Raw genomic sequence first — 17,893 nt, 5'->3', positions numbered from 1 at the left:
TCATCTTCGGATAACCTCGGCTTCGGAGAATGCGCGGTCTTTGTCCCCCTTTGGCCGAGTGCCTTATGAGCCAACCCGAGCTTTCCGTTGTCGTCCCGGTGTTCAACGAACGCGACAATGTCGCCCCGCTGGTTGCCGAAATCACCGCCGCACTGCGTGGGCGGCTTCCGTTCGAGATCGTCTACATCGATGACCACTCGCGCGATGACACCCTGACGGTGCTGCAGGGCCTGAAGGCGACCACCCCGGAACTGCGGGTGCTGCACCATGTGAACCAGAGCGGGCAGAGCACCGCCGTGCGCACCGGCGTCAAGCACGCACGTGCGCCGTGGATCGCGACCCTGGATGGTGACGGGCAGAATGATCCGGCCGACATTCCCAAGCTGCTGGCGGCGCGCGATGCGGCCGAGGCGCAGGTGAAGCTGTTTGCCGGGTGGCGCGTCAACCGCCAGGACAGCGGCAGCAAGCGCTGGGCCAGCAAGTGGGCCAATACCATCCGTGCACGCATGCTGCGCGACGATACGCCCGATACCGGCTGCGGCATCAAGCTGTTCGAGCGCAGCGCGTTCCTCGACCTGCCGTATTTTGACCACATGCACCGCTACCTGCCGGCGCTGATGCAGCGCGCCGGCTGGAAGACCACCAGCGTGCCGGTCAACCACCGCCACCGTACCGCCGGTGTCTCCAAGTACAACAACCTCGGCCGCGCCCTGGTTGGCATCCGTGACCTGCGTGGCGTGGCCTGGCTGATCACCCGCAGCAAGCGCACCGCGGTGGAGGAGCGTTGATGGATCTGGAGCTGCACTGGCTCGACCAGCCGCTGACCTGGTTGTACTGGACCGGCCTGCATGTGACCGGCTGGAAGCTGATCGGCTATACCGGCGCGCTGATGTTCGGGGGCCGCTGGCTGGTCCAGTTCATCGCCTCCAAGCGTGCGGGCAAGCCGGTGATCCCACGCCTGTTCTGGTACATGAGCGTGGTTGGCAGCCTGATGACGCTGAGCTACTTCCTGTTCTCGGCCAAGCAGGACTCGGTAGGCGTGCTGCAGAACCTGTTCCCGGCATTCACCGCGCTGTACAGCCTGCAGCTCGACATCAAGCACCGGGGCTGGAAGCGGGACAAGGCCAGCCACTAGGTCTTCGGGGCCTCATCCGGTAGCTGCCGACCTTGGTCGGCGCTGGGTTTGGGGGCCAACCAAGGTTGGCCGCTACCGGAGCCCCGGTCTGCCACGCTACGGTAGATGCCGACCTTGGTCGGCGCTGGGTTGGGGGGCCAACCAAGGTTGGCCGCTACCGGGGCCCCGGTCTGCTGCGCAGGCAGGACCTTCGTCCCATGCCACGGGCCGTGGGCGGTGCCATCATCGGGGTCTGCCTTCCCGGGAACCTGTGCTCGTGAAAACCCGTCTTGCCGTTGCCCTGCTGATCGCCCTGTCCGCCCCTGCCGTAGCCCTGGCCGCGCCGCCCGCCGCCGCCGCACCGGCCAGCGTGGCCACCGAATCGCCCGCCGATGCCGCCTTCCGCGCGCTGTACGAGAAGGAATGGAAGTGGCGCCAGCAGGGCGGTGGTGAGGCCAGCGAGGACGAAGACGCGCCAGCCAACGCCACCCGCATGCCCGACGTCGGCCCGGCCGCGCAGCAGGCGCGCCTGAAGGTGTGGGACGAGACCCTGGCTGCACTGAAGAAGATCGACCCGAAGACGCTCTCGCCCGACAACCAGATCAACTACGCGATCTACCGCGATCAGGTGTTCAACCTGGCCGAAGAAGTGCGCCTGCGTGGCTACGAGATGCCGTTCAACGCCGACTCCTCGTTCTGGTCCAACCTGTCCTTCATGGCCCGGCGCGAGATGAAGACCGCGCAGGATTACCAGAACTACATCGCCCGCCTGAACGATGTGCCGCGCTACTTCGGCCAGCAGACCGAAAACATGCGCGCCGGCCTCAAACGCGGCTTCAGCGTGCCGCGTGCCGTGCTCGATGGTCGCGAGGTGTCCATCGCCACCGTTGCCGAACTGAAGGACCCGACCGAATCGCCGCTGTACGCGCCGTTCAAGAGGCTGCCCAACAGCATCCCGGCGGCCGAACAGGCCAGGCTGCAGGCGCAGGCGCGCGCGGCGATCAGCGGCAAGGTGGTGCCGGCGTTCCAGCAGCTGCGCACCTTCTTCGTCAACGAGTACGTGCCGCAGGCGCGCACCACCCTGGCCGCCGAAGCGATGCCGGACGGCAAGGCGTACTACAAGCAGCAGATCCACGAATACACCACGCTGGACCTGTCGCCGGACGAGATCCATCGCATCGGTCTGGATGAAGTCGCACGCATCCAGAAGGAAATGAACGACATCATCAAGCAGGTGAAGTTCAAGGGCAGCTTCGCCGAGTTCCTGACCTTCCTGCGTACCGATCCGCAGTTCTATGCCAAGACGCCGGAAGAGCTGCTGTCGCGCGCCGCATGGATCTCCAAGCGGGCCGACGGTCAGTTGGGCAAGTACATGACCTTGCCGCGCGCGCGCTTCACCATCGTGCCGGTGCCGCCGGACATCGCGCCGTTCTGGACCGCCGGCCGCGGTGGCATGGGCACCTACTGGCTCAACACCTACAACCTGCCGTCGCGCCCGCTGTACAACCTGCCGGCGCTGACCCTGCATGAATCCGATCCGGGCCACGCGCTGCAGGGTGCCATTGCCGCCGAGCAGAAGAACCTGCCCGAGTTCCGCCGCAACGCCTATATTTCCGCTTATGGCGAAGGCTGGGCGCTGTACTGCGAGAAGCTGGGCGTGGAAATGGGCATCTACGAAACCCCGTATGAGGATTTCGGCCGCCTGACCTACGAGATGTGGCGCGCCACGCGCCTGGTGATCGACACCGGCGTGCACAGCAAGGGCTGGAGCCGCGAGCAGGCCTTGGCCTACCTGCGTGACCACACCGCGCTGAGCGAGCATGAAGTGACGACCGAAGTGGACCGCTACATTTCCTGGCCGGGCCAGGCCCTGAGCTACAAGCTGGGGGAGATCGCCATCGTGCGCCTGCGTGCGCAGGCAGAGAAGGAGCTGGGCGACAAGTTCGACATCAAGGGCTTCCACGACACCCTGCTCAAGCAGGGCTCGGTGCCCCTGCCGGTGCTGGAACAGCAGATCCAGGCCTACATCGCCGAACGCAAGAAGGCCTGACCGTGCAAGGGTAGTGCCGGCCGCTGGCCGGCAACCCGCATGCACCGCAAACGTTGGACATTGCCGGCCAGCGGCCGGCACTACCAGGGATCGGAAAACGGGGTCGGATCGCACGATCCGACCCCGTGGTCTTTCAGCCCACCGCCCTTGGCTTGGCCACGCGTGCTGCAAAGGTCGGCAGCACCAGCAGGGTCAGCACGGTGGCGGTGATCAGGCCACCGATCACCACCGTGGCCAGCGGCTTCTGCACTTCCGCACCGGAACCGCTGGCGATCGCCATCGGAATGAAGCCGACGATCGCCACCAGCGCCGTGGTCAGCACCGCGCGGATGCGGCTCGATGCACCGTTGATCGCCGCCTGCAGCGGCAGGTCGCCGGCATCCAGGCGCTCACGGATCGCCTGCATCAGCACCAGGCCGTTCAAGGTGGCCACGCCGGAGACGGCGATGAAGCCGACCGCCGCCGACACCGAGAACGGCATGCCACGCAGCAGCAGCGCGAGGATGCCGCCGACCAGCGCCAACGGCACGCAGCTGAACACCAGAATGGCTTCCTTGCCGCTGCGCAGGGCCATGAACAGCAGGCTGCCGATCAGCAGGAACACCACCGGCACCACCGTCGCCAGCCGCTTCTCCGCACGCTGCAGGTTCTCGAACTGGCCACCCCAGGTCAGGTAGGCGCCCGGCGGCAACGCAACATCAGCCACCGCCGCCTGTGCCTCGCCGACGAAGCCGCCCAGATCGCGGCCACGCACGTTGGCCTGCACCACCACGCGGCGGCTGCCGTTGTTGCGGCTGATCTGGTTCGGTCCTTCGCTGACCGTGATGCGCGCGACCGACGACAGCGGAATCACCAGCCCCGCAGGCGTGGCGATCGGCAGCGAAGCCAGCTGGTCCGGATCATTGCGCGAGGCATCGTCCAGGCGCACCACCACGTTGAAGCGGCGATCACCTTCGAAGATCTTGCCGGCGGCGGTACCACCGATGCCGGTGGCCAGCGCGTCACTCACATCCGCCGCGGTCAGGCCGTACTGCGCCGCCGCCACGTGGTCGATGGCCACGTTGAGCGTGGGCAGGCCGGAGATCTGCTCCACCCGCACGTCGGCCGCACCGTTCACCGCACGCAGCTTCAACGCCACCTGGTCGGCCACCTTCTGCAGCTGGCTGAAGTCATCGCCGAAGATCATTACCGCCAGGTCGGTACGCACGCCGGAGATCAGTTCGTTGAAGCGCAGTTCGATCGGCTGGCTGAACTCGAAACTGTTGCCCAGCTGCTGCCCGGCCAGCTTTTCGAAGCGTGCCACCAGCGCGTCCTTGCCCAGCTTCGGATCCGGCCAGTCCTTGCGTGGCTTCAGCACGATCACGCTGTCGGAGATGTTGGTCGGCATCGGGTCGATCGCTGCCTCGGCGGTACCGGTGCGCGAGAACACGGTTTCTACTTCCGGCTGCTTGGCAATCGCCTTTTCCAGTGCCAGCTGCATCGCCAGCGACTGCTCCAGCGAGGTCGACGGCACGCGCAGGGCCTGCATCGCCACGTTGCCTTCGTCCAGCGTCGGCATGAACTCGCGGCCCAGCAGCGAGAACGAACCGATACCCACCACCATCATCATCACCGCACCGGCCAGCACCGTGCGCGGATGCGCCACGGCCTTGCGCACCACCGGTTCGATGCGCGCACGCAGCACGCGGATCAGCTTGGTTTCGTGCTCGCCATCGTCAGCATGTGCATCGCCGTCCTTCACCTTCGGCTCGCGCACCAGCAGTGCGGCCATCGCCGGCACGAAGGTGAAGGAGAAGATGAAGGCACCGATCAGGGCCAGCATGAACGTGGCCGCCATCGGGTGGAACGTCTTGCCCTCCACGCCTTCCAGGGTAAGGATCGGCGCGAACACCAGCAGGATGATCAGCTGCCCGAAGGCCGCAGGGCGCGCCATCTTCATCGCCGAATCGGCGGCCACGCGCAGGCGTTCCATCGCGGTCAACGCACGGCCCAGTTCGGCGCGGCGCTGGCCCAGCATCAGCAGGGTCGACTCGACCACGATCACCGCACCGTCCACCAGGATGCCGAAGTCCAGCGCACCCAGGCTCATCAGGTTGCCGCTGATGCCGAAGCGGTTCATGCCGATTACTGCGAACAGGAACGACAGCGGAATCACCAGCGCGGTGATCGTTGCCGCACGCAGGTTGCCCAGCAGCAGGAACAGCACCACCACCACCAGCAGCGCGCCCTCGGTGAGGTTCTTGGCCACGGTCTTGATGGTGGAATTGACCAGCACGCTGCGGTCCAGCACCGGTGCCGCCACGATGTCGGCCGGCAGCGATTTGTTCACCTGTTCCAGGCGCGCGGCTGCGGCCTGGGCCACGGTGCGGCTGTTGCCGCCGGCGATCATCAGCGCGGTACCCAGCACGGCTTCATGGCCGTTGCGGCTGGCCGCACCCAGGCGCGGCGCGCGGCTCAGCTCGACTTCGGCCACATCGGCCACGCGCACCACCACGCCATTGCGGGTGGCCACCGGGGCCTGTGCCAGATCCTCGGTGGTCAGCGCCAGGCCGTCAGCACGTACCACCAGGCCTTCGCCGGCACGCTGCACGAAACCGGCACCGGCCTGCACGTTGGAGCGCTGCAGGGCAGTGACCAGATCGGCCAGGCCGAGGGCGTGCGCGGCCAGCCGGGCGCTGTCCGGATGCACGCCGTATTCCTTGACGTAGCCGCCGACCGTATCGACGCCGGCCAGCCCCGGGCTGGAACGCATCTGCGGCGCGATGATCCAGTCCTGCACGGTGCGCAGGTAGGTGGCACGTTCTTCCGGCGTGCGCAGCAGGTTGCCTTCCGGCGTGCGGTAGACCTCACCGGCCTGCCAGCCGGCTTCACCGGGCTTGGCCAGCCTGGCCGGATCGAACATGGTGAAGTCCACGGTCCACATCAGCACTTCGCCGAGGCCGGTGGTGACCGGCGACAGCATCGGCGACGCGCCATCGGGCAGGTCTTCGGATGCCTCGCGCATGCGTTCGGCCACCTGCTGGCGCGCGAAGTAGATGTCGGTCGCATCGGTGAAGATCGCGGTGACCTGCGAGAAGCCATTGCGCGACAGCGAACGCGTGGTGGTCAGGCCGGGAATGCCGGCCAGCGCGGTTTCCAGCGGGTAGGTCACCTGCCGTTCGATCTGCTCCGGGGTCAGTGCAGGTGCCACCGTGTTGATCTGCACCTGGCGGTTGGTGATGTCCGGCACCGCGTCGATCGGCAGCTTGCCCAGCTGGAACAGGCCCACGGCAGCGATCAGCGCCGCCATGAACACCACCAGCCAGCGGTGGCGCACCGCTGTTTCAATGATCAGCTTGAACATGGTCGCCTCCTCAGTGGCCGTGCTCGGCTTCGCCCTTGGCCAGTTCGGCCTTGAGCAGGAAGGCGTTGGCACCGACGATGCGCTCGTTGCCGGTCAGTCCACCGAGGATCTCGATGCGGTCGCCGGCACGGCGCCCGGCCAGCACCGGCTGCGCCTTGAAGCCGCCGTCGACGGCGACGAACACCGCGCTGCCGCCATCAACGTTCTGCACCGCATCGGCGGGCACGCTGAGCGAACCGTCCTGGCCTTCGGTGACCACCACCGCCGAAACCGGCGAACCGGCCGGCGGCAGCGAAGCGTCCACCGGCGTGGCGCGGATCACCGCGACGCCGCCCTGCTGGCGCACATCGGCGGCCGATCCGGTAACGGTGGCGGTGAAGCTGCCACCCGGCACGCTCACTTCCAGCTTCATGCCGGGCGTGACCTGTGCGGCCAGCGCGGGCGGCGCGGTGAACACCAGTTCGTTCATCGCCGGATCGGCGACATCGGCCACCGCGCTGCCGGCAGCGACCACGCCGCCCGGGGTGACCTGCACGTTGCCGACGATGCCGGCTACCGGGCTGGTGATGCGCACGCGACCGCTGCTGTCCGGCGAACCGTTGGCGGCGGCTTGGGCCTGCGCGGCGGCGGCCTGGGCCTGTGCCGCCAGCGAACGTGCGCGCGAGGTTTCCATTTCCTGGCGGGCGACCACGCCCTGGTCGACCAGCGCCTTGTCGCGGCCATAGGCCAGGCGCGCGGCTTCTGCTTCGGCCGAGGCGGCCAGCGCATTGGCGCGGAACACCGCGGCCTCGCCACTGACCACGATGGCCAGTGCCTGGTTCTTCTTCACCGCCGTGCCCGGCGCGACCAGCACGCGCTCGACGCGGCCGGTCACCGTGGAGGCCACCGAAGCACGGGCGCCCACGGTGGGCTCGACCCTGCCGGACAGCCGGGTCGAGCCACCGCCACCGCGACCGATCGCGACCACTTCGATACCGGAGGCCTTGATCTGTTCCTGGGTCAGCTGCACCACGCCTTCATCGGCGTCGGCGGGGGCTTTGACGGTTTCCGCCTTGGCCTCCTTGCTGTCGGCGGCATGGCCGTGGCCATCGTCGGTGCCGGCCTTGGCCGCAGCGGGGTCTTCATTGGCAGGCGTCTGCGCGTTGCCGGCGCAGCCGGCAAGCAGGACGGTCAGCAGCACGCCGCCGATCAGCGGGAAAGTACGGGAGAGAGTCATTTGGCCTCCACAAAAGGTGCGCGCCCCTCAAGGCGGGCAAGATCGATTTCGGCGCCGACGCGCGACAGGCGCGCATCCACGGCGGTGCCGCGGGCGGCGATGAGGGCGCTGCGCGTGCTGCGCAGTTCCAGCTGCGAGATGCGTCCGGCGTCGAAGCCGACGCGGGCCAGGCGATACGCCTCTTCGGCGGCGACCACGCTTTCATCGGCGGCGCGGGTCCGGCTTCCGGCGGCTTTCAGTCCGGCTACGGCGGAGAGACGTGCCGCCTCGCTGTCGCGGCGCTGCTGGTCCAGGCGGGCCTCGGCCGCGCGCTGGTCGGCATTGGCGGCGCGGATGCCCCCGCGGTTGCGGTCGAACAGCGGGATGCTGAGGCTGACCCCGAGGTTGTAGGCACGCTCGCCGCCTTCGCGGAAGCGGGTCTGTGCGGCGGTGACACTGAGGTCGGGCAGGGCGCGCTTGCGCTCCACGTCGACCAGCTTGCCGGCCGCATCGGCTTCGGCTTCGGCGATGCGCACCGCCAGTGCCACGTCGGTGGCGCCACGCGGCAGCGGCGGGGCCCGGTCGAGCAGGCTGTCGTCAATCGACTGCACTGGTGCATCCAGCAGCGCGGCACCGGCCAGGCGGGCCAGCGCGGCATCGCGGAAGGCCTGCGCTTCATCCAGCGCAGCGCTGGCATTGGCCACTTCGCTCTGCGCCTGCACCGCGCGCAGCTGTGGCTCGCGGCCCTGCTTGACCATCGCGTTGACCGCATTGGCGTCATCGCGGGTGAGGGTCAGCGCCTCTTCGGCCAGGGAGTAGCGGCGCAGTGCACTTTCCGCCTGTGCGTAGACCACCGCCAGCTGGCTGGCCACGTCGCTGCGGCTTTGGGCACCACGCAGGTTGGCGGCCTGTGCCTCGGCGCGGGCGGCACGGACACGCGCGCCACGCTGGCCCCAGACCTCCAGCGGCTGGGACAGGGTGAGCACGGTATCGGCCTTGCCCATGCCGCCATAGGAGCCGGTGCCCCAGGCGTTTTCGGCGGAGTAGGAGAGGGAAGGATTGGGCAACGCACGGGCCTGGTCGGCACGCGCATCGGCGGCCTCGGCCAGTGCCGTACCCACACGGGTACCGGGCAGCTGGTCCAGGCGTTCAAGCAGGGTGTCGTAGGAGGGGGCGGCTTGCGCCATCACCGATGCCGCCGGGGCCAGGCCCAGCAACACGGCGACGACCAGCCCGGCCGCGCGCGGCGACCGAGGTGTCAGGATCGACATAGGGGGATTCCGGTTGTGAGTGAAACGGGAGCCCGCGATTGCGGGACGCGCTCAACTCACGCCCGGGGGGGACGCGTCAATTCATCCTGGGCGACCGCATAGGTCGCCACGTCGCCGGCATTCATCCAGCGCGCCGGCAGCGGCGTACCGAAGGCGGCGAAATCGTTCGCCGGCAGGCTCAGCGTGGAGTGGTGGCAGTGGTTATGCGTGCAGGCACCCGTGTGCTTGCTGTCGCTGTCGCTGTCACCGCCTGCGTCGTCCGCGAGGGATTCGACATGGGCGCTGCTGGCATGCGGTTCCACCGCACACACCAGTGCGTCGGCCACCGGCACGACCACGAATGCCGCCATCAGCAGCATCATCAGGTACGTACGCAGTTGGCGGGTGATCCGGCGCATGGAGGGGAGGCTAGCAAGCGGTTTTCGCCGGATACAATATCAATGGTGACCTCGGGAATTCGTCGGAACCTCCCGTTCAGGTGGCGTCCTGCACTGCGGATTGCCCTTGCACGGGCGGTCCATTGCACCTTGCAACGCCTTCGGTGACGATCGGGATTCGTCACCAGGGAGGGAACGATGAACGCACGCGTCGCTGCTGTTGGGCTGCTGATGGTGTTGGTCAGCCCCGCTGTCCAGGCTTCGGATGACGTCTACGTCGAGTTACTGTGGTCGCCGACACCCGCGGACGCCATCGCGCGATCAGTGGCCTACCAGTTCGTTGCCGATGGACTGCACGACCACCGCATCTGCGTTGCCGCCGGTGGAGAAGACGCCGATGTGGGCGGATTGGAACTCACCATTCGCGACGCCAATGGCGTTCGCATCTCGCAGGTCCGGCATGACGGTTTCCGTGGCCGCAAGACCTGTTTCCCAGCGGACCTTGGCACTGCGGGGACGGCCGGCACGTGGACGGTGGATGCCGTTCTTGGCGACGGCCGGACCGGCAAAGCCGCCGTTCGTGTCGATCACCGCTTGGAGGAGTCTCCGCTGTATCTAGGGCACGACGGCCCCTACGTTGCTGGCCGCCCGAACTACGACCCGTCCGTCCCGGCGGCCGAATGGGTGGGCAAGCTGGTCTGGGTGCTGGACGTGGATGCCGAAGGCAAGGTAACCCGCGTTGAAGTGGAAGTCGCCGAAGGCGTTGGCGAACGCTTGCGTGCCCGTGCAATGGCCGCTGGCTGGTTGAGCCAGTTCGGCCCTGACCCGGCGCGTGCGACCAAGCCATTGCGTTGGCGTCGGACACTGGAATTTGCTGCGGAATGATGGCCGCGCGGGGGCAGTGCCCTTCGTCTGGGTAGTGCGGGCCGCTGGCCGGCAACCTCACGAGCGCAGGCAATCGCCTGCCATCGCCGGCCAGCGGCCGGCACTACCGGTCTGCAGGCAGCTTCGCGATCACCTTGATCTCGAACTGGAACCCGTACAGCCAGGTCACGCCGATGCCGGTCAGGGTCGGGTGCGGCGCCTCGCCCCAGTACTCGGGCACGATCGCCCAGGCCTTCTCAAAGTTCTTCTCGGGGTCGACCAGGAACACGGTCACGTCGACCACGTCATCGAAGCTGCAGCCGGCGGCAGCCAGTACCGCATTGAGATTTTCGAAGGCGCGGCGCACCTGCGCTTCGAAGTCCGGCTCAGGCGAACCATCCTCGCGGCTGCCGACCTGGCCGGAAACGAACAGGAAGCCGTTGGATCGGATCGCTGGCGAGTAGCGGTTGCGCTCGTACAGGGCCTGGCGGCCGGCGGGGAAAACGACATCGCGCTGTGACATGGGAAGGAACCCGTGGGAAAGAACGCCATCCTCCCCGCCAGCGCTGTCTGGATAAACCGCGATGATCGGCCTAGATTGATCGCCAATTCCAAACAATTATCGCCAGCCATGGACCGTTTCGAGGCGATGCGCGCCTTTGCCCGAGTAGTGGAAACCGGCAGCTTCACCCGCGCCGCGCAGACCCTGCAGATCAGCCGAACCACGGTCACCCAGCTGGTGCAGCAGCTGGAGGCACACCTGCGGCTGCGCCTGCTCAACCGCACAACGCGCCGGGTCAGCGTCACCGCCGACGGCGCGGCCTACTACCCGCGCATCGCCCGCCTGCTGGCCGAGCTGGAAGAAGTGGAGGGCGGGCTGGGCGACGCGGCCACCCAGCCACGCGGGCGACTGCGCGTGGATGTGCCGGGGCCCTACGCGCGGCTGCGGCTGGTACCGGCGCTGCCGGATTTCCAGGCGCGCTACCCGGAGATCCAGCTGGACATCGGCGTGAGTGACCGCGAGGTCGACGTCATCGCCGACAACGTCGATTGCGTGATCCGTGGTGGCACTCCAGCCGACCCGGCGCTGGTGGCGCGGCCGCTTGCTGCGCTGCCGATCGGCTTCCACGCCAGCCCGGGCTATGTGCAGTGCTTCGGCGTGCCGACCGACCCGCGCGCGCTGGAAGGGCCCGATCACCACATGGTCGGCTTCCTCAGCCCGCGCAGTGGCCGCGCCCGCGTGTTCACTGCACAGCGTGGCGATGAGCGCGTCGAGGTGCAGGGCCGCTATACGGTCGGCTTCGACGACGGCAACGCCTATCTGGCGGCTGCGTTGGCGGGGCTCGGCGTGGTGGCGCTGCCCAGCTACATGGCCGAACCGCACGTGGCGCGTGGTGAGCTGCTGCCGCTGCTGCGGGACTGGCAGCTGCCACCGATGCCGATGCATGTGATGTTCCCGCCCAACCGGCACATGAGCCAGCGGCTGCGGGTGTTCATTGATTGGGTGGTGGAAGCGTTGGGGTGAGTGCATCGGTCGCGTGCGAAAATCCGGCTGCACGTACTGGAGAACGCACACCCTGATGAGCCGCATCGTCGCACTGGATACCGAAACCACCGGCATCTCCCACCGCCTGGGGCACCGGGTGATCGAAATCGGTGCCGTCGAACTGATCGATGGCCAGCTCACCGGCCGCCAGTTCCACACCTACCTGCAGCCGCAGCGCAAGGTGGACTGGGGCGCGCAGCGCGTGCACGGCATCAGCGACGCGATGCTGGTGGGCAAGCCACTGTTCTCCAGCAAGGCCGCCGAGCTGCTGGAGTTCCTGCGTGGCAGCGAGATGGTCGCGCACAACGCCACCTTCGATGTGGGCTTCCTGGACAACGAGCTGCGCCTGGCTGGCATCCCCGGCACGCTGGCCCAGCATTGCCGCATCACCTGCAGCCTGAAGCTGGCGCGCGGGCGCTGGCCAGGCCAGGGCAATAAACTGGACGACGTGTTGCAGCGCCTGCGCATTCCCAGCCAGCGCGGCCTGCACGGCGCGTTGAAGGATGCCCATCTACTGGCCCAGGTGATTCCGCATCTGCGCTGAGGCCTGGTCGCCGTTACATCGGCCGCAACCAGCGCTCGATCATTGCCACGCCACATGCCACCCCGTCCTCACTGCTCATCGCCACGCCCAAGGCCGCCGCGCGTGCGCGTGTTGCTTCGGTTGCAGCGAAGGTGATGGCTGCTGCCAGCGCTGCTGCATCCAGTCGCTTCGGTGACAACGGTGCCGGTGCTACGCCCAACCGATACAGGCGATCGGCCCAGAAGAACTGATCTGCGGCGAACGGCATCACCAGTGAAGGAATGCCGGCGCGGCAGGCCGAATGCGTGGTGCCGCTGCCACCGTGGTGGATGGCGAATGCGCAACGCGGGAACAGCGCTTCGTGTGGGGTCGGGCCCAGGACGAAGACAGAATCGGGCAAGCGCATCGCAGGCAGTCCCACCCAGCCGGGAAACAGCAGGACACGGCGCGGTGCCAACGCCTGCAGCAGGGCCGGCAACACGCGTTCGCGATCAAAGCCGGTCATGCTGCCGAAGCCCAGATAGACCGGCGGCGGTCCGGCGTCGAGGAAGGCCTGCAGATCGGCCGGCGGCGTCCAGGGCGCATCAGGAAACCGCCATTGGCCACAGACGATGTGGTCGGCCGGCCAGTCCGTCGGTGGCGGCAGCAGCTGCGGCGAGATGCCATAGAGCATCGGCAGGCCGGACCACAGCGAGCGGCGCGGCGATTGCCCCAGCTGCTTGCGGGCCTCGTTGATCGGCTGGCGGAACTGGCGCCAGATCAGGCCGTTGACCAGCCCATAGCTGGCCCGGTTCAACCAGCCCGGCGAGCGTCCCGGCGGCAGGAACGGGGAGCGGAAGGCACGCGTCGGGGTCAGTGGAATCATGCCGGTCCCGATCACCGGCAGACCCCGGCGTTCGCCCACACTCATGCCGACAAAGGCCGCCAGCCCACCCGTCAGAATCGCGTCGCAACCCTCGGCCGCCGCGTCCGCCTGCCGCATCCAGCCAGTGACATGCTGCAGCGCCATCCGTGCCAGTCCGCTACTGGCGGCGGCAACACCGTTGCCACGCGAGACCAGCGCGACCACTTCGTCATGGATGTCACCTTCCAGGGACGCATGGGGCACATTCAGCGCCTGCGCGCTGCCCAGCGTGCCGCCATCGGCCAGCAGTGTCACCTCGTGGCCTGCGCCAATCAGCCCATGGCAGAGCATGGCCAGCGGACGCGTATCGCCTTCGGTTCCGTAGGTCAGGGCCAGCAGCCGCATGGAAAGCTCCGCAGTGAACCGGGCCAGTATGCCGGTTGGTGGGCTCCCGGCCCTCCCGGTTCAGCCCCAGCCTGTGGGTAACTTGCGCAAGTGCTTGAACCCGTGCATAATGCGCGGCTCGCTGTGTCCGGTTTTCTACCGGGCGGCGCCTCCGGGAGCACGTCCCCGGCCGCCCAACGCCAGCGTAACCCTTTGATTCTCTTGACGTGTGGTGGGCAACCATCGAGGCCGCCGTCTCCCGGGCTACGGGCTGACACAACTTACTATCGAGGTGCGCAATGTCCCGCGTATGCCAGGTTTCCGGCAAGCGAGTGCAGACGGGTAACAACGTCTCGCACGCCAACAACAAGACCCGTCGTCGTTTCCTGCCGAATCTGCACGAGCGCCGCTTCTGGGTTGCCAGCGAAAACCGCTGGGTGAAGCTTCGTGTTTCCGCGCATGCACTGCGCACCATCGACAAGAACGGCATCGATTCCGTTCTGGCTGAGCTGCGTGCGCGCGGCGAAAAGGTCTGAGGAGTAGACGATCATGGCAGGCAAGCGCGATAAGGTCCGTATGATTTCGACCGCTGGTACCGGTCACTTCTACACGACCGACAAGAACAAGAAGAACACCCCGGGGAAGATGGAATTCTCCAAGTACGATCCGGTCGTGCGCAAGCACGTCCCGTACAAGGAAGGCAAGATCAAGTAATCCGTTAGGATTGTTGGTCGCTTCTGAAGAAACCCGCCCTCGTGGCGGGTTTCTTCATTTCACCATGACTCCAGTGCCGCATTACCCGCCCCCGCCCGTGAGCTCAAGCTTGTCAATACGGCCCCAAAGAGGGATATTGGCGTAGTTGCACACTATTTTGTGTGCGTTTCGTCATAAAATAATGTGTATTCTGACGGGCACGACCGCTGGATGACCTACGATGCCTTCCTTGCTGAGCTGGCCCTGGCTGGACTCACAGTGCGTGCGTTTGCAGAACTCATAGGGATGAACAAGAACTCCGTGTCGAACTACTCCAGTGCCGGCAGGGTGCCCACCCATTTAGCAGTCATTGCCACGTTGCTGTCGGAGTTGAAAGGGCGCGGCATCGACTTCGAAGAAGTGCTGGCAAAGATCGACCGGACGCCCAAGAAGCCAAGGGGCGCGGCCAAGCCTGGCCGTTTCGGCGGCGACAAGCAAGAGCAATTGGAGCTGCCATCGTGATCAAGCAGCCTGTTTTCACCCTGGACTGGCTCCATGCAAGTCTAGGCTGGAACCGCCCCGAGCAGATCCTGCGACCGGACGGCGCGGGTGCCGCGAAGTTTGCGGCTTTGGTGCAAGAGAAGGTCGGCCGTGCTTTGACTGGGGAGGACGCGGGCCAAGGGTATCGCATTGGTGTGCTCGCCGCCGTGCCGAGCGCTGCGAGTACCGAACCACCCATCGCGATCGTGGTCGAGTTTTCGCAACCGGCTTCGGAGGACACGCTCAGTGAGCTTCACCGGTTGGCCTGGAACTTCTCTCATTGTCCGGCCCTGATCACCGTCGAACCTAGCCTAGTGCGCGTGTGGACATGCTGTGAGGCGCCTGTCTCCGATCAGCGCCCCACGGACCGGGTAGTCCACACGATCACGGCGGACGAGCTTGCCGGATCGCAGGCCCTGGCGCTTGAGCGCATTGCAGCGCAGTCCTTACATTGGATCAATCTGGTGTCTGGGGTGTTTTTCTCTAAACATGCCGGGCGTTTCGATCGGGACGGACGCGCCGATCAGTTGCTGCTGGGGAATCTGAGGCACGTCAGACAACTTCTGGCAGAGATCGGCTTGGACGACGACGACGTCTGCCATGATCTGCTGGCACGGATCATTTTTGTCCAGTTCCTGTTTGATCGAAAGGACGTGGACGGCAAACCAGCCCTTACTGCATCCAAACTCGCTCGGCTTCATATGGAAGGCGTGCTGAGCAAGCCCCATGCAGGCTTCGATAGTATTCTTTCGAGCTACACGGACACCTACGCGTTGTTCGATTGGCTCAATGAACGCTTCAATGGCGACCTCTTCCCAGGGAAGGGCGATACGCTGCAAGCCCGCGCAGAAGGCTGGGCTGCGGAAAAGCGCATCGTCAACAAGAAGCATTTGTCATTGTTGGCCGATTTCATTCGGGGCAATGTTGACATGCCTTCCGGCCAGCATTGCCTGTGGCCGAAGTACTCTTTCGACGTCATTCCGCTGGAGTTCATCAGCAGCATCTACGAGACCTTCGTCGGTGAACGCGCGGCCGACGGCGGCGTGTTCTATACGCCGCCACATCTGGTCGATTTCGTGTTGGACAAGGTGCTGCCCTGGGACGGGATGGATTGGGACCTGAAAGTGCTGGACCCTTCGTGCGGGTCCGGAATCTTTCTGGTCAAGGTCTTCCAGCGTCTGGTCCATCGCTGGAAACTGGCCAACCCAGGTCAGCCGGTGCGCACCGAGCTACTGCGGCGACTGCTTGAGCGCAACCTGATTGGCGTGGACATCGACCCACACGCCGTGCGCGTCGCTTGTTTTAGCCTCTATCTGGCTATGTGCGACGAAATCGAGCCGCGCCACTACTGGACACAGGTCGTGTTTCCGAGCATGCGAGGCCGACGGTTGCTGTGCAGCGACTTCTTTGCAGAGCAGAACCCAGCCATCAACACGCAGACCAGCGCACAGGGCTATGACCTCGTGGTTGGCAATGCACCATGGGGCGAGGATCTCGTGACTGCACAGGCAAAGGAATGGGCTCATACCGACGGGAGGAACTGGACGGTCGCGAACAAGGACATCGGGGGACTCTTCCTGACCAAGGCAGCGCAGCTGTTGAAACCGACGGGGCGCGTGGCGATGATTCAGTCGGCAAGCGCCTTCTTGTTCAACACGAGTGTCAAGTCCTGCGAGTTCCGCCGTCAGCTGTTCCAGACATACCGCGTCGAGGAGGTGGTGAATCTGGCAGCGCTTCGATTCGAGGTATTTAAGCGCAAGTCACACACGACCAAGACGTCCATTTCGCCTTCGTGCATCGTAGTCCTGGCACCCGGCCGACCGGCATGGAGTGACCGCATCTCGTACGTCAGTCCGAAGCGGCTCAAACCCCTCACCGACGAGTTCACCATCGTGGTTGAACCCCAGGATTGTCGTACCTTGTATGTCCATGAAGCCCTGGAAGATCCGACCATCTGGACGGTACTCATGTGGGGCTCCCCTCGCGACCGCGCCCTGCTCAAGCGGTTGGTGGGATACCCCACAATTTCCAATCCTGGCGAGTCGATCGAGGTGCTGACGCGGCAAGGCTTCATCTATGGTGACCGGACCCGACTCCAGCCTGACTTGGATGGACGGCCTCTGTTTGACCAAGTTACGTTTCCCGACGGATCTTTGATGTACCTGAACACGGACCGGTTGGCTCCGGCGCGCGATCTTCGCCTGCATTCCAAGGACTCCACCAACTTCGCAGCCTTCGAATGGCCCCAGCTCATTCTCAAGAAAGGTCTGCAGAAGGGACATGCCAGATTCCAGGCCCGCTTGGCCCAATCGAACAGGAGAGCGGCGGCCGTGTTCAATGACAACTACGTTTCGATCCATGGCCCCCAAGCGTTCCTTGACGCCGCCTGCCTCGCCGTGAACAGCCTGCTGGCCGTTTATTTCCTCAAGCTCACCAGCGGACGGATTGCCGCCTACCGTCCCGCAGCACTGACCAACGAACTGCTGGATATCCCGATCCCTTACCCACTGCCGCCTCGGACCAAGAAGGCAGAAAACTATGAGGACATCGACGAGATCGTGTACCGCGCGTTCGCGCTGAAGGATGCGGAGCAGGTGCTCGTCGAGGATCTTTGCGAATTGGCACTCGCCGATTTTCAAGAGAAGAAGGGACGTACAAAGGTCAGGGGGCAGCGTATGGAAGAGCGAATCCCGTCAGCTGCCAACCTCCAGGATTACTGCATCTACTTCATGCGTGTGCTCAAGGCGGGTTTTGGTGCCAACAAGGCCGTGAGTGCGACCATTTTCTGCACGCCGGACGACAAGGCATTGCCGTATCAGATGGTATCCATTGAACTGGGCCGTTCGTCCGTCCCTCCCGTCGAGTTGCGGAAGATGACCACCCTGGCGCTTCTGGACGAACTGGAACGCCTTGATCTGCAGGACGGTAAAGACACTGGCGGCCGATTGGGGATCTATACCAAGCGCGTGGTGCGCCTATATGACGCCAGCCATGGCGTTCCGATGATCATCATCGTCAAACCCAACGTGCATCGCTACTGGACAAGGTCCACGGCCCTGAACGACGCGGACGAAGCCTCGCTGGATTTGTTTCGAATGCAGCAGCAAGACGGTACGAAGCGATCCATCCAATGACGATGCCCGCAGACC

16 protein-coding genes are annotated in these 17,893 nt (G+C 65.6%); 10 read left to right on the top strand and 6 right to left on the bottom strand.

The genetic code is table 11. The features are described from left to right. Window positions 1-65: 65 nt before the first annotated feature. From ACZK3J_RS22130 to ACZK3J_RS22120, 3 genes are all read left to right on the top strand, one after another. A complete protein-coding gene (locus tag ACZK3J_RS22130) occupies window positions 66-788 on the top strand; it encodes a glycosyltransferase family 2 protein (RefSeq protein ID WP_197656009.1) in 723 nt (240 codons plus the stop codon). Beyond that, window positions 788-1,135: a lipid-A-disaccharide synthase N-terminal domain-containing protein gene (locus ACZK3J_RS22125; RefSeq protein WP_005414908.1), complete on the top strand. Its 348-nt coding sequence runs from the start codon at window positions 788-790 to the stop codon at window positions 1,133-1,135. The genes ACZK3J_RS22130 and ACZK3J_RS22125 overlap by 1 nt, the downstream gene beginning before the upstream one ends. Before the next feature lie 256 nt (window positions 1,136-1,391). Next, window positions 1,392-3,164, top strand: coding sequence for a DUF885 domain-containing protein (locus tag ACZK3J_RS22120; protein WP_197656008.1), 1,773 nt, complete (start codon window positions 1,392-1,394; stop codon window positions 3,162-3,164). A gap of 133 nt (window positions 3,165-3,297) precedes the next feature. Here the strand turns inward: ACZK3J_RS22120 and ACZK3J_RS22115 are convergent, their stop codons facing one another. Genes ACZK3J_RS22115 through ACZK3J_RS22100 form a run of 4 tightly spaced genes read right to left on the bottom strand, consistent with a single transcriptional unit; the run spans window position 3,298 to window position 9,371 of the window. Next, window positions 3,298-6,507, bottom strand: a complete 3,210-nt coding sequence (locus ACZK3J_RS22115) for an efflux RND transporter permease subunit (protein ID WP_197655621.1) — start codon at window positions 6,505-6,507, stop codon at window positions 3,298-3,300. Between the two features lie 10 nt (window positions 6,508-6,517). Beyond that, window positions 6,518-7,723, bottom strand: coding sequence for an efflux RND transporter periplasmic adaptor subunit (locus tag ACZK3J_RS22110; protein WP_049462265.1), 1,206 nt, complete (start codon window positions 7,721-7,723; stop codon window positions 6,518-6,520). Next, a complete protein-coding gene (locus tag ACZK3J_RS22105; RefSeq protein WP_049462266.1) occupies window positions 7,720-8,973 on the bottom strand; it encodes a TolC family protein in 1,254 nt (417 codons plus the stop codon). The genes ACZK3J_RS22110 and ACZK3J_RS22105 overlap by 4 nt, the downstream gene beginning before the upstream one ends. Window positions 8,974-9,029: 56 nt before the next feature. Continuing rightward, window positions 9,030-9,371 (bottom strand): hypothetical protein, encoded by a 342-nt coding sequence (locus ACZK3J_RS22100; protein ID WP_049399170.1) that lies wholly within the window; start codon window positions 9,369-9,371, stop codon window positions 9,030-9,032. Window positions 9,372-9,548: 177 nt separating this feature from the next. Here ACZK3J_RS22100 and ACZK3J_RS22095 point away from each other — a divergent pair, with 177 nt between their 5' ends. Then, entirely contained in the window at window positions 9,549-10,235 is a 687-nt protein-coding gene (locus ACZK3J_RS22095) for a hypothetical protein (RefSeq protein WP_228756494.1), read from the top strand. Between the two features lie 103 nt (window positions 10,236-10,338). Here the strand turns inward: ACZK3J_RS22095 and ACZK3J_RS22090 are convergent, their stop codons facing one another. Continuing rightward, on the bottom strand, window positions 10,339-10,737 hold the full coding sequence (locus tag ACZK3J_RS22090; RefSeq protein WP_049399172.1) for a RidA family protein: 399 nt from the start codon (window positions 10,735-10,737) through the stop codon (window positions 10,339-10,341). A gap of 108 nt (window positions 10,738-10,845) precedes the next feature. Between ACZK3J_RS22090 and ACZK3J_RS22085 the strand changes: the two genes are divergently transcribed. Next, window positions 10,846-11,739 (top strand): LysR family transcriptional regulator, encoded by an 894-nt coding sequence (locus ACZK3J_RS22085; RefSeq protein WP_049462268.1) that lies wholly within the window; start codon window positions 10,846-10,848, stop codon window positions 11,737-11,739. A 55-nt stretch (window positions 11,740-11,794) separates the two neighbouring features. Beyond that, window positions 11,795-12,304, top strand: a complete 510-nt coding sequence (dnaQ, locus tag ACZK3J_RS22080; RefSeq protein ID WP_049462269.1) for a DNA polymerase III subunit epsilon — start codon at window positions 11,795-11,797, stop codon at window positions 12,302-12,304. Window positions 12,305-12,317: 13 nt separating this feature from the next. Here dnaQ and ACZK3J_RS22075 read toward each other — a convergent pair whose 3' ends face one another. Further along, entirely contained in the window at window positions 12,318-13,532 is a 1,215-nt protein-coding gene (locus ACZK3J_RS22075) for a glycosyltransferase (protein WP_049462270.1), read from the bottom strand. A gap of 278 nt (window positions 13,533-13,810) precedes the next feature. Between ACZK3J_RS22075 and rpmB the strand changes: the two genes are divergently transcribed. From rpmB to ACZK3J_RS22055, 4 genes are all read left to right on the top strand, one after another. Continuing rightward, the gene (gene rpmB / locus ACZK3J_RS22070) at window positions 13,811-14,047 is read left to right on the top strand and encodes a 50S ribosomal protein L28 (protein ID WP_005411638.1); all 237 of its coding nucleotides are present in this window, start codon (window positions 13,811-13,813) and stop codon (window positions 14,045-14,047) included. Between the two features lie 10 nt (window positions 14,048-14,057). Continuing rightward, a complete protein-coding gene (gene rpmG, locus ACZK3J_RS22065; RefSeq protein WP_170272460.1) occupies window positions 14,058-14,225 on the top strand; it encodes a 50S ribosomal protein L33 in 168 nt (55 codons plus the stop codon). Between the two features lie 210 nt (window positions 14,226-14,435). Continuing rightward, window positions 14,436-14,726 (top strand): XRE family transcriptional regulator, encoded by a 291-nt coding sequence (locus tag ACZK3J_RS22060; RefSeq protein ID WP_134951831.1) that lies wholly within the window; start codon window positions 14,436-14,438, stop codon window positions 14,724-14,726. Then, complete coding sequence (locus ACZK3J_RS22055) at window positions 14,723-17,878, top strand: HsdM family class I SAM-dependent methyltransferase (RefSeq protein ID WP_478476249.1); 3,156 nt, start codon at window positions 14,723-14,725, stop codon at window positions 17,876-17,878. Before ACZK3J_RS22060 ends, ACZK3J_RS22055 begins: the two co-directional genes overlap by 4 nt. Window positions 17,879-17,893: the final 15 nt, after the last annotated feature.

The organism is Stenotrophomonas sp. 86428_Sma (assembly GCF_056481585.1).
This window is presented reverse-complemented; position numbering and strand designations above follow the sequence as displayed.

Coding starts and splice junctions, on each gene's coding strand:
- ACZK3J_RS22130 (WP_197656009.1), top strand. CDS start 66: ATGAGCCAACCCGAGCTTTCCGTTGTCGTCCCGGTGTTCAACGAACGC.
- ACZK3J_RS22125 (WP_005414908.1), top strand. CDS start 788: ATGGATCTGGAGCTGCACTGGCTCGACCAGCCGCTGACCTGGTTGTAC.
- ACZK3J_RS22115 (WP_197655621.1), bottom strand. CDS start 6,507: ATGTTCAAGCTGATCATTGAAACAGCGGTGCGCCACCGCTGGCTGGTG.
- ACZK3J_RS22110 (WP_049462265.1), bottom strand. CDS start 7,723: ATGACTCTCTCCCGTACTTTCCCGCTGATCGGCGGCGTGCTGCTGACC.
- ACZK3J_RS22105 (WP_049462266.1), bottom strand. CDS start 8,973: ATGTCGATCCTGACACCTCGGTCGCCGCGCGCGGCCGGGCTGGTCGTC.
- ACZK3J_RS22100 (WP_049399170.1), bottom strand. CDS start 9,371: ATGCGCCGGATCACCCGCCAACTGCGTACGTACCTGATGATGCTGCTG.
- ACZK3J_RS22095 (WP_228756494.1), top strand. CDS start 9,549: ATGAACGCACGCGTCGCTGCTGTTGGGCTGCTGATGGTGTTGGTCAGC.
- ACZK3J_RS22090 (WP_049399172.1), bottom strand. CDS start 10,737: ATGTCACAGCGCGATGTCGTTTTCCCCGCCGGCCGCCAGGCCCTGTAC.
- ACZK3J_RS22085 (WP_049462268.1), top strand. CDS start 10,846: ATGGACCGTTTCGAGGCGATGCGCGCCTTTGCCCGAGTAGTGGAAACC.
- dnaQ (WP_049462269.1), top strand. CDS start 11,795: ATGAGCCGCATCGTCGCACTGGATACCGAAACCACCGGCATCTCCCAC.
- ACZK3J_RS22075 (WP_049462270.1), bottom strand. CDS start 13,532: ATGCGGCTGCTGGCCCTGACCTACGGAACCGAAGGCGATACGCGTCCG.
- rpmB (WP_005411638.1), top strand. CDS start 13,811: ATGTCCCGCGTATGCCAGGTTTCCGGCAAGCGAGTGCAGACGGGTAAC.
- ACZK3J_RS22060 (WP_134951831.1), top strand. CDS start 14,436: ATGACCTACGATGCCTTCCTTGCTGAGCTGGCCCTGGCTGGACTCACA.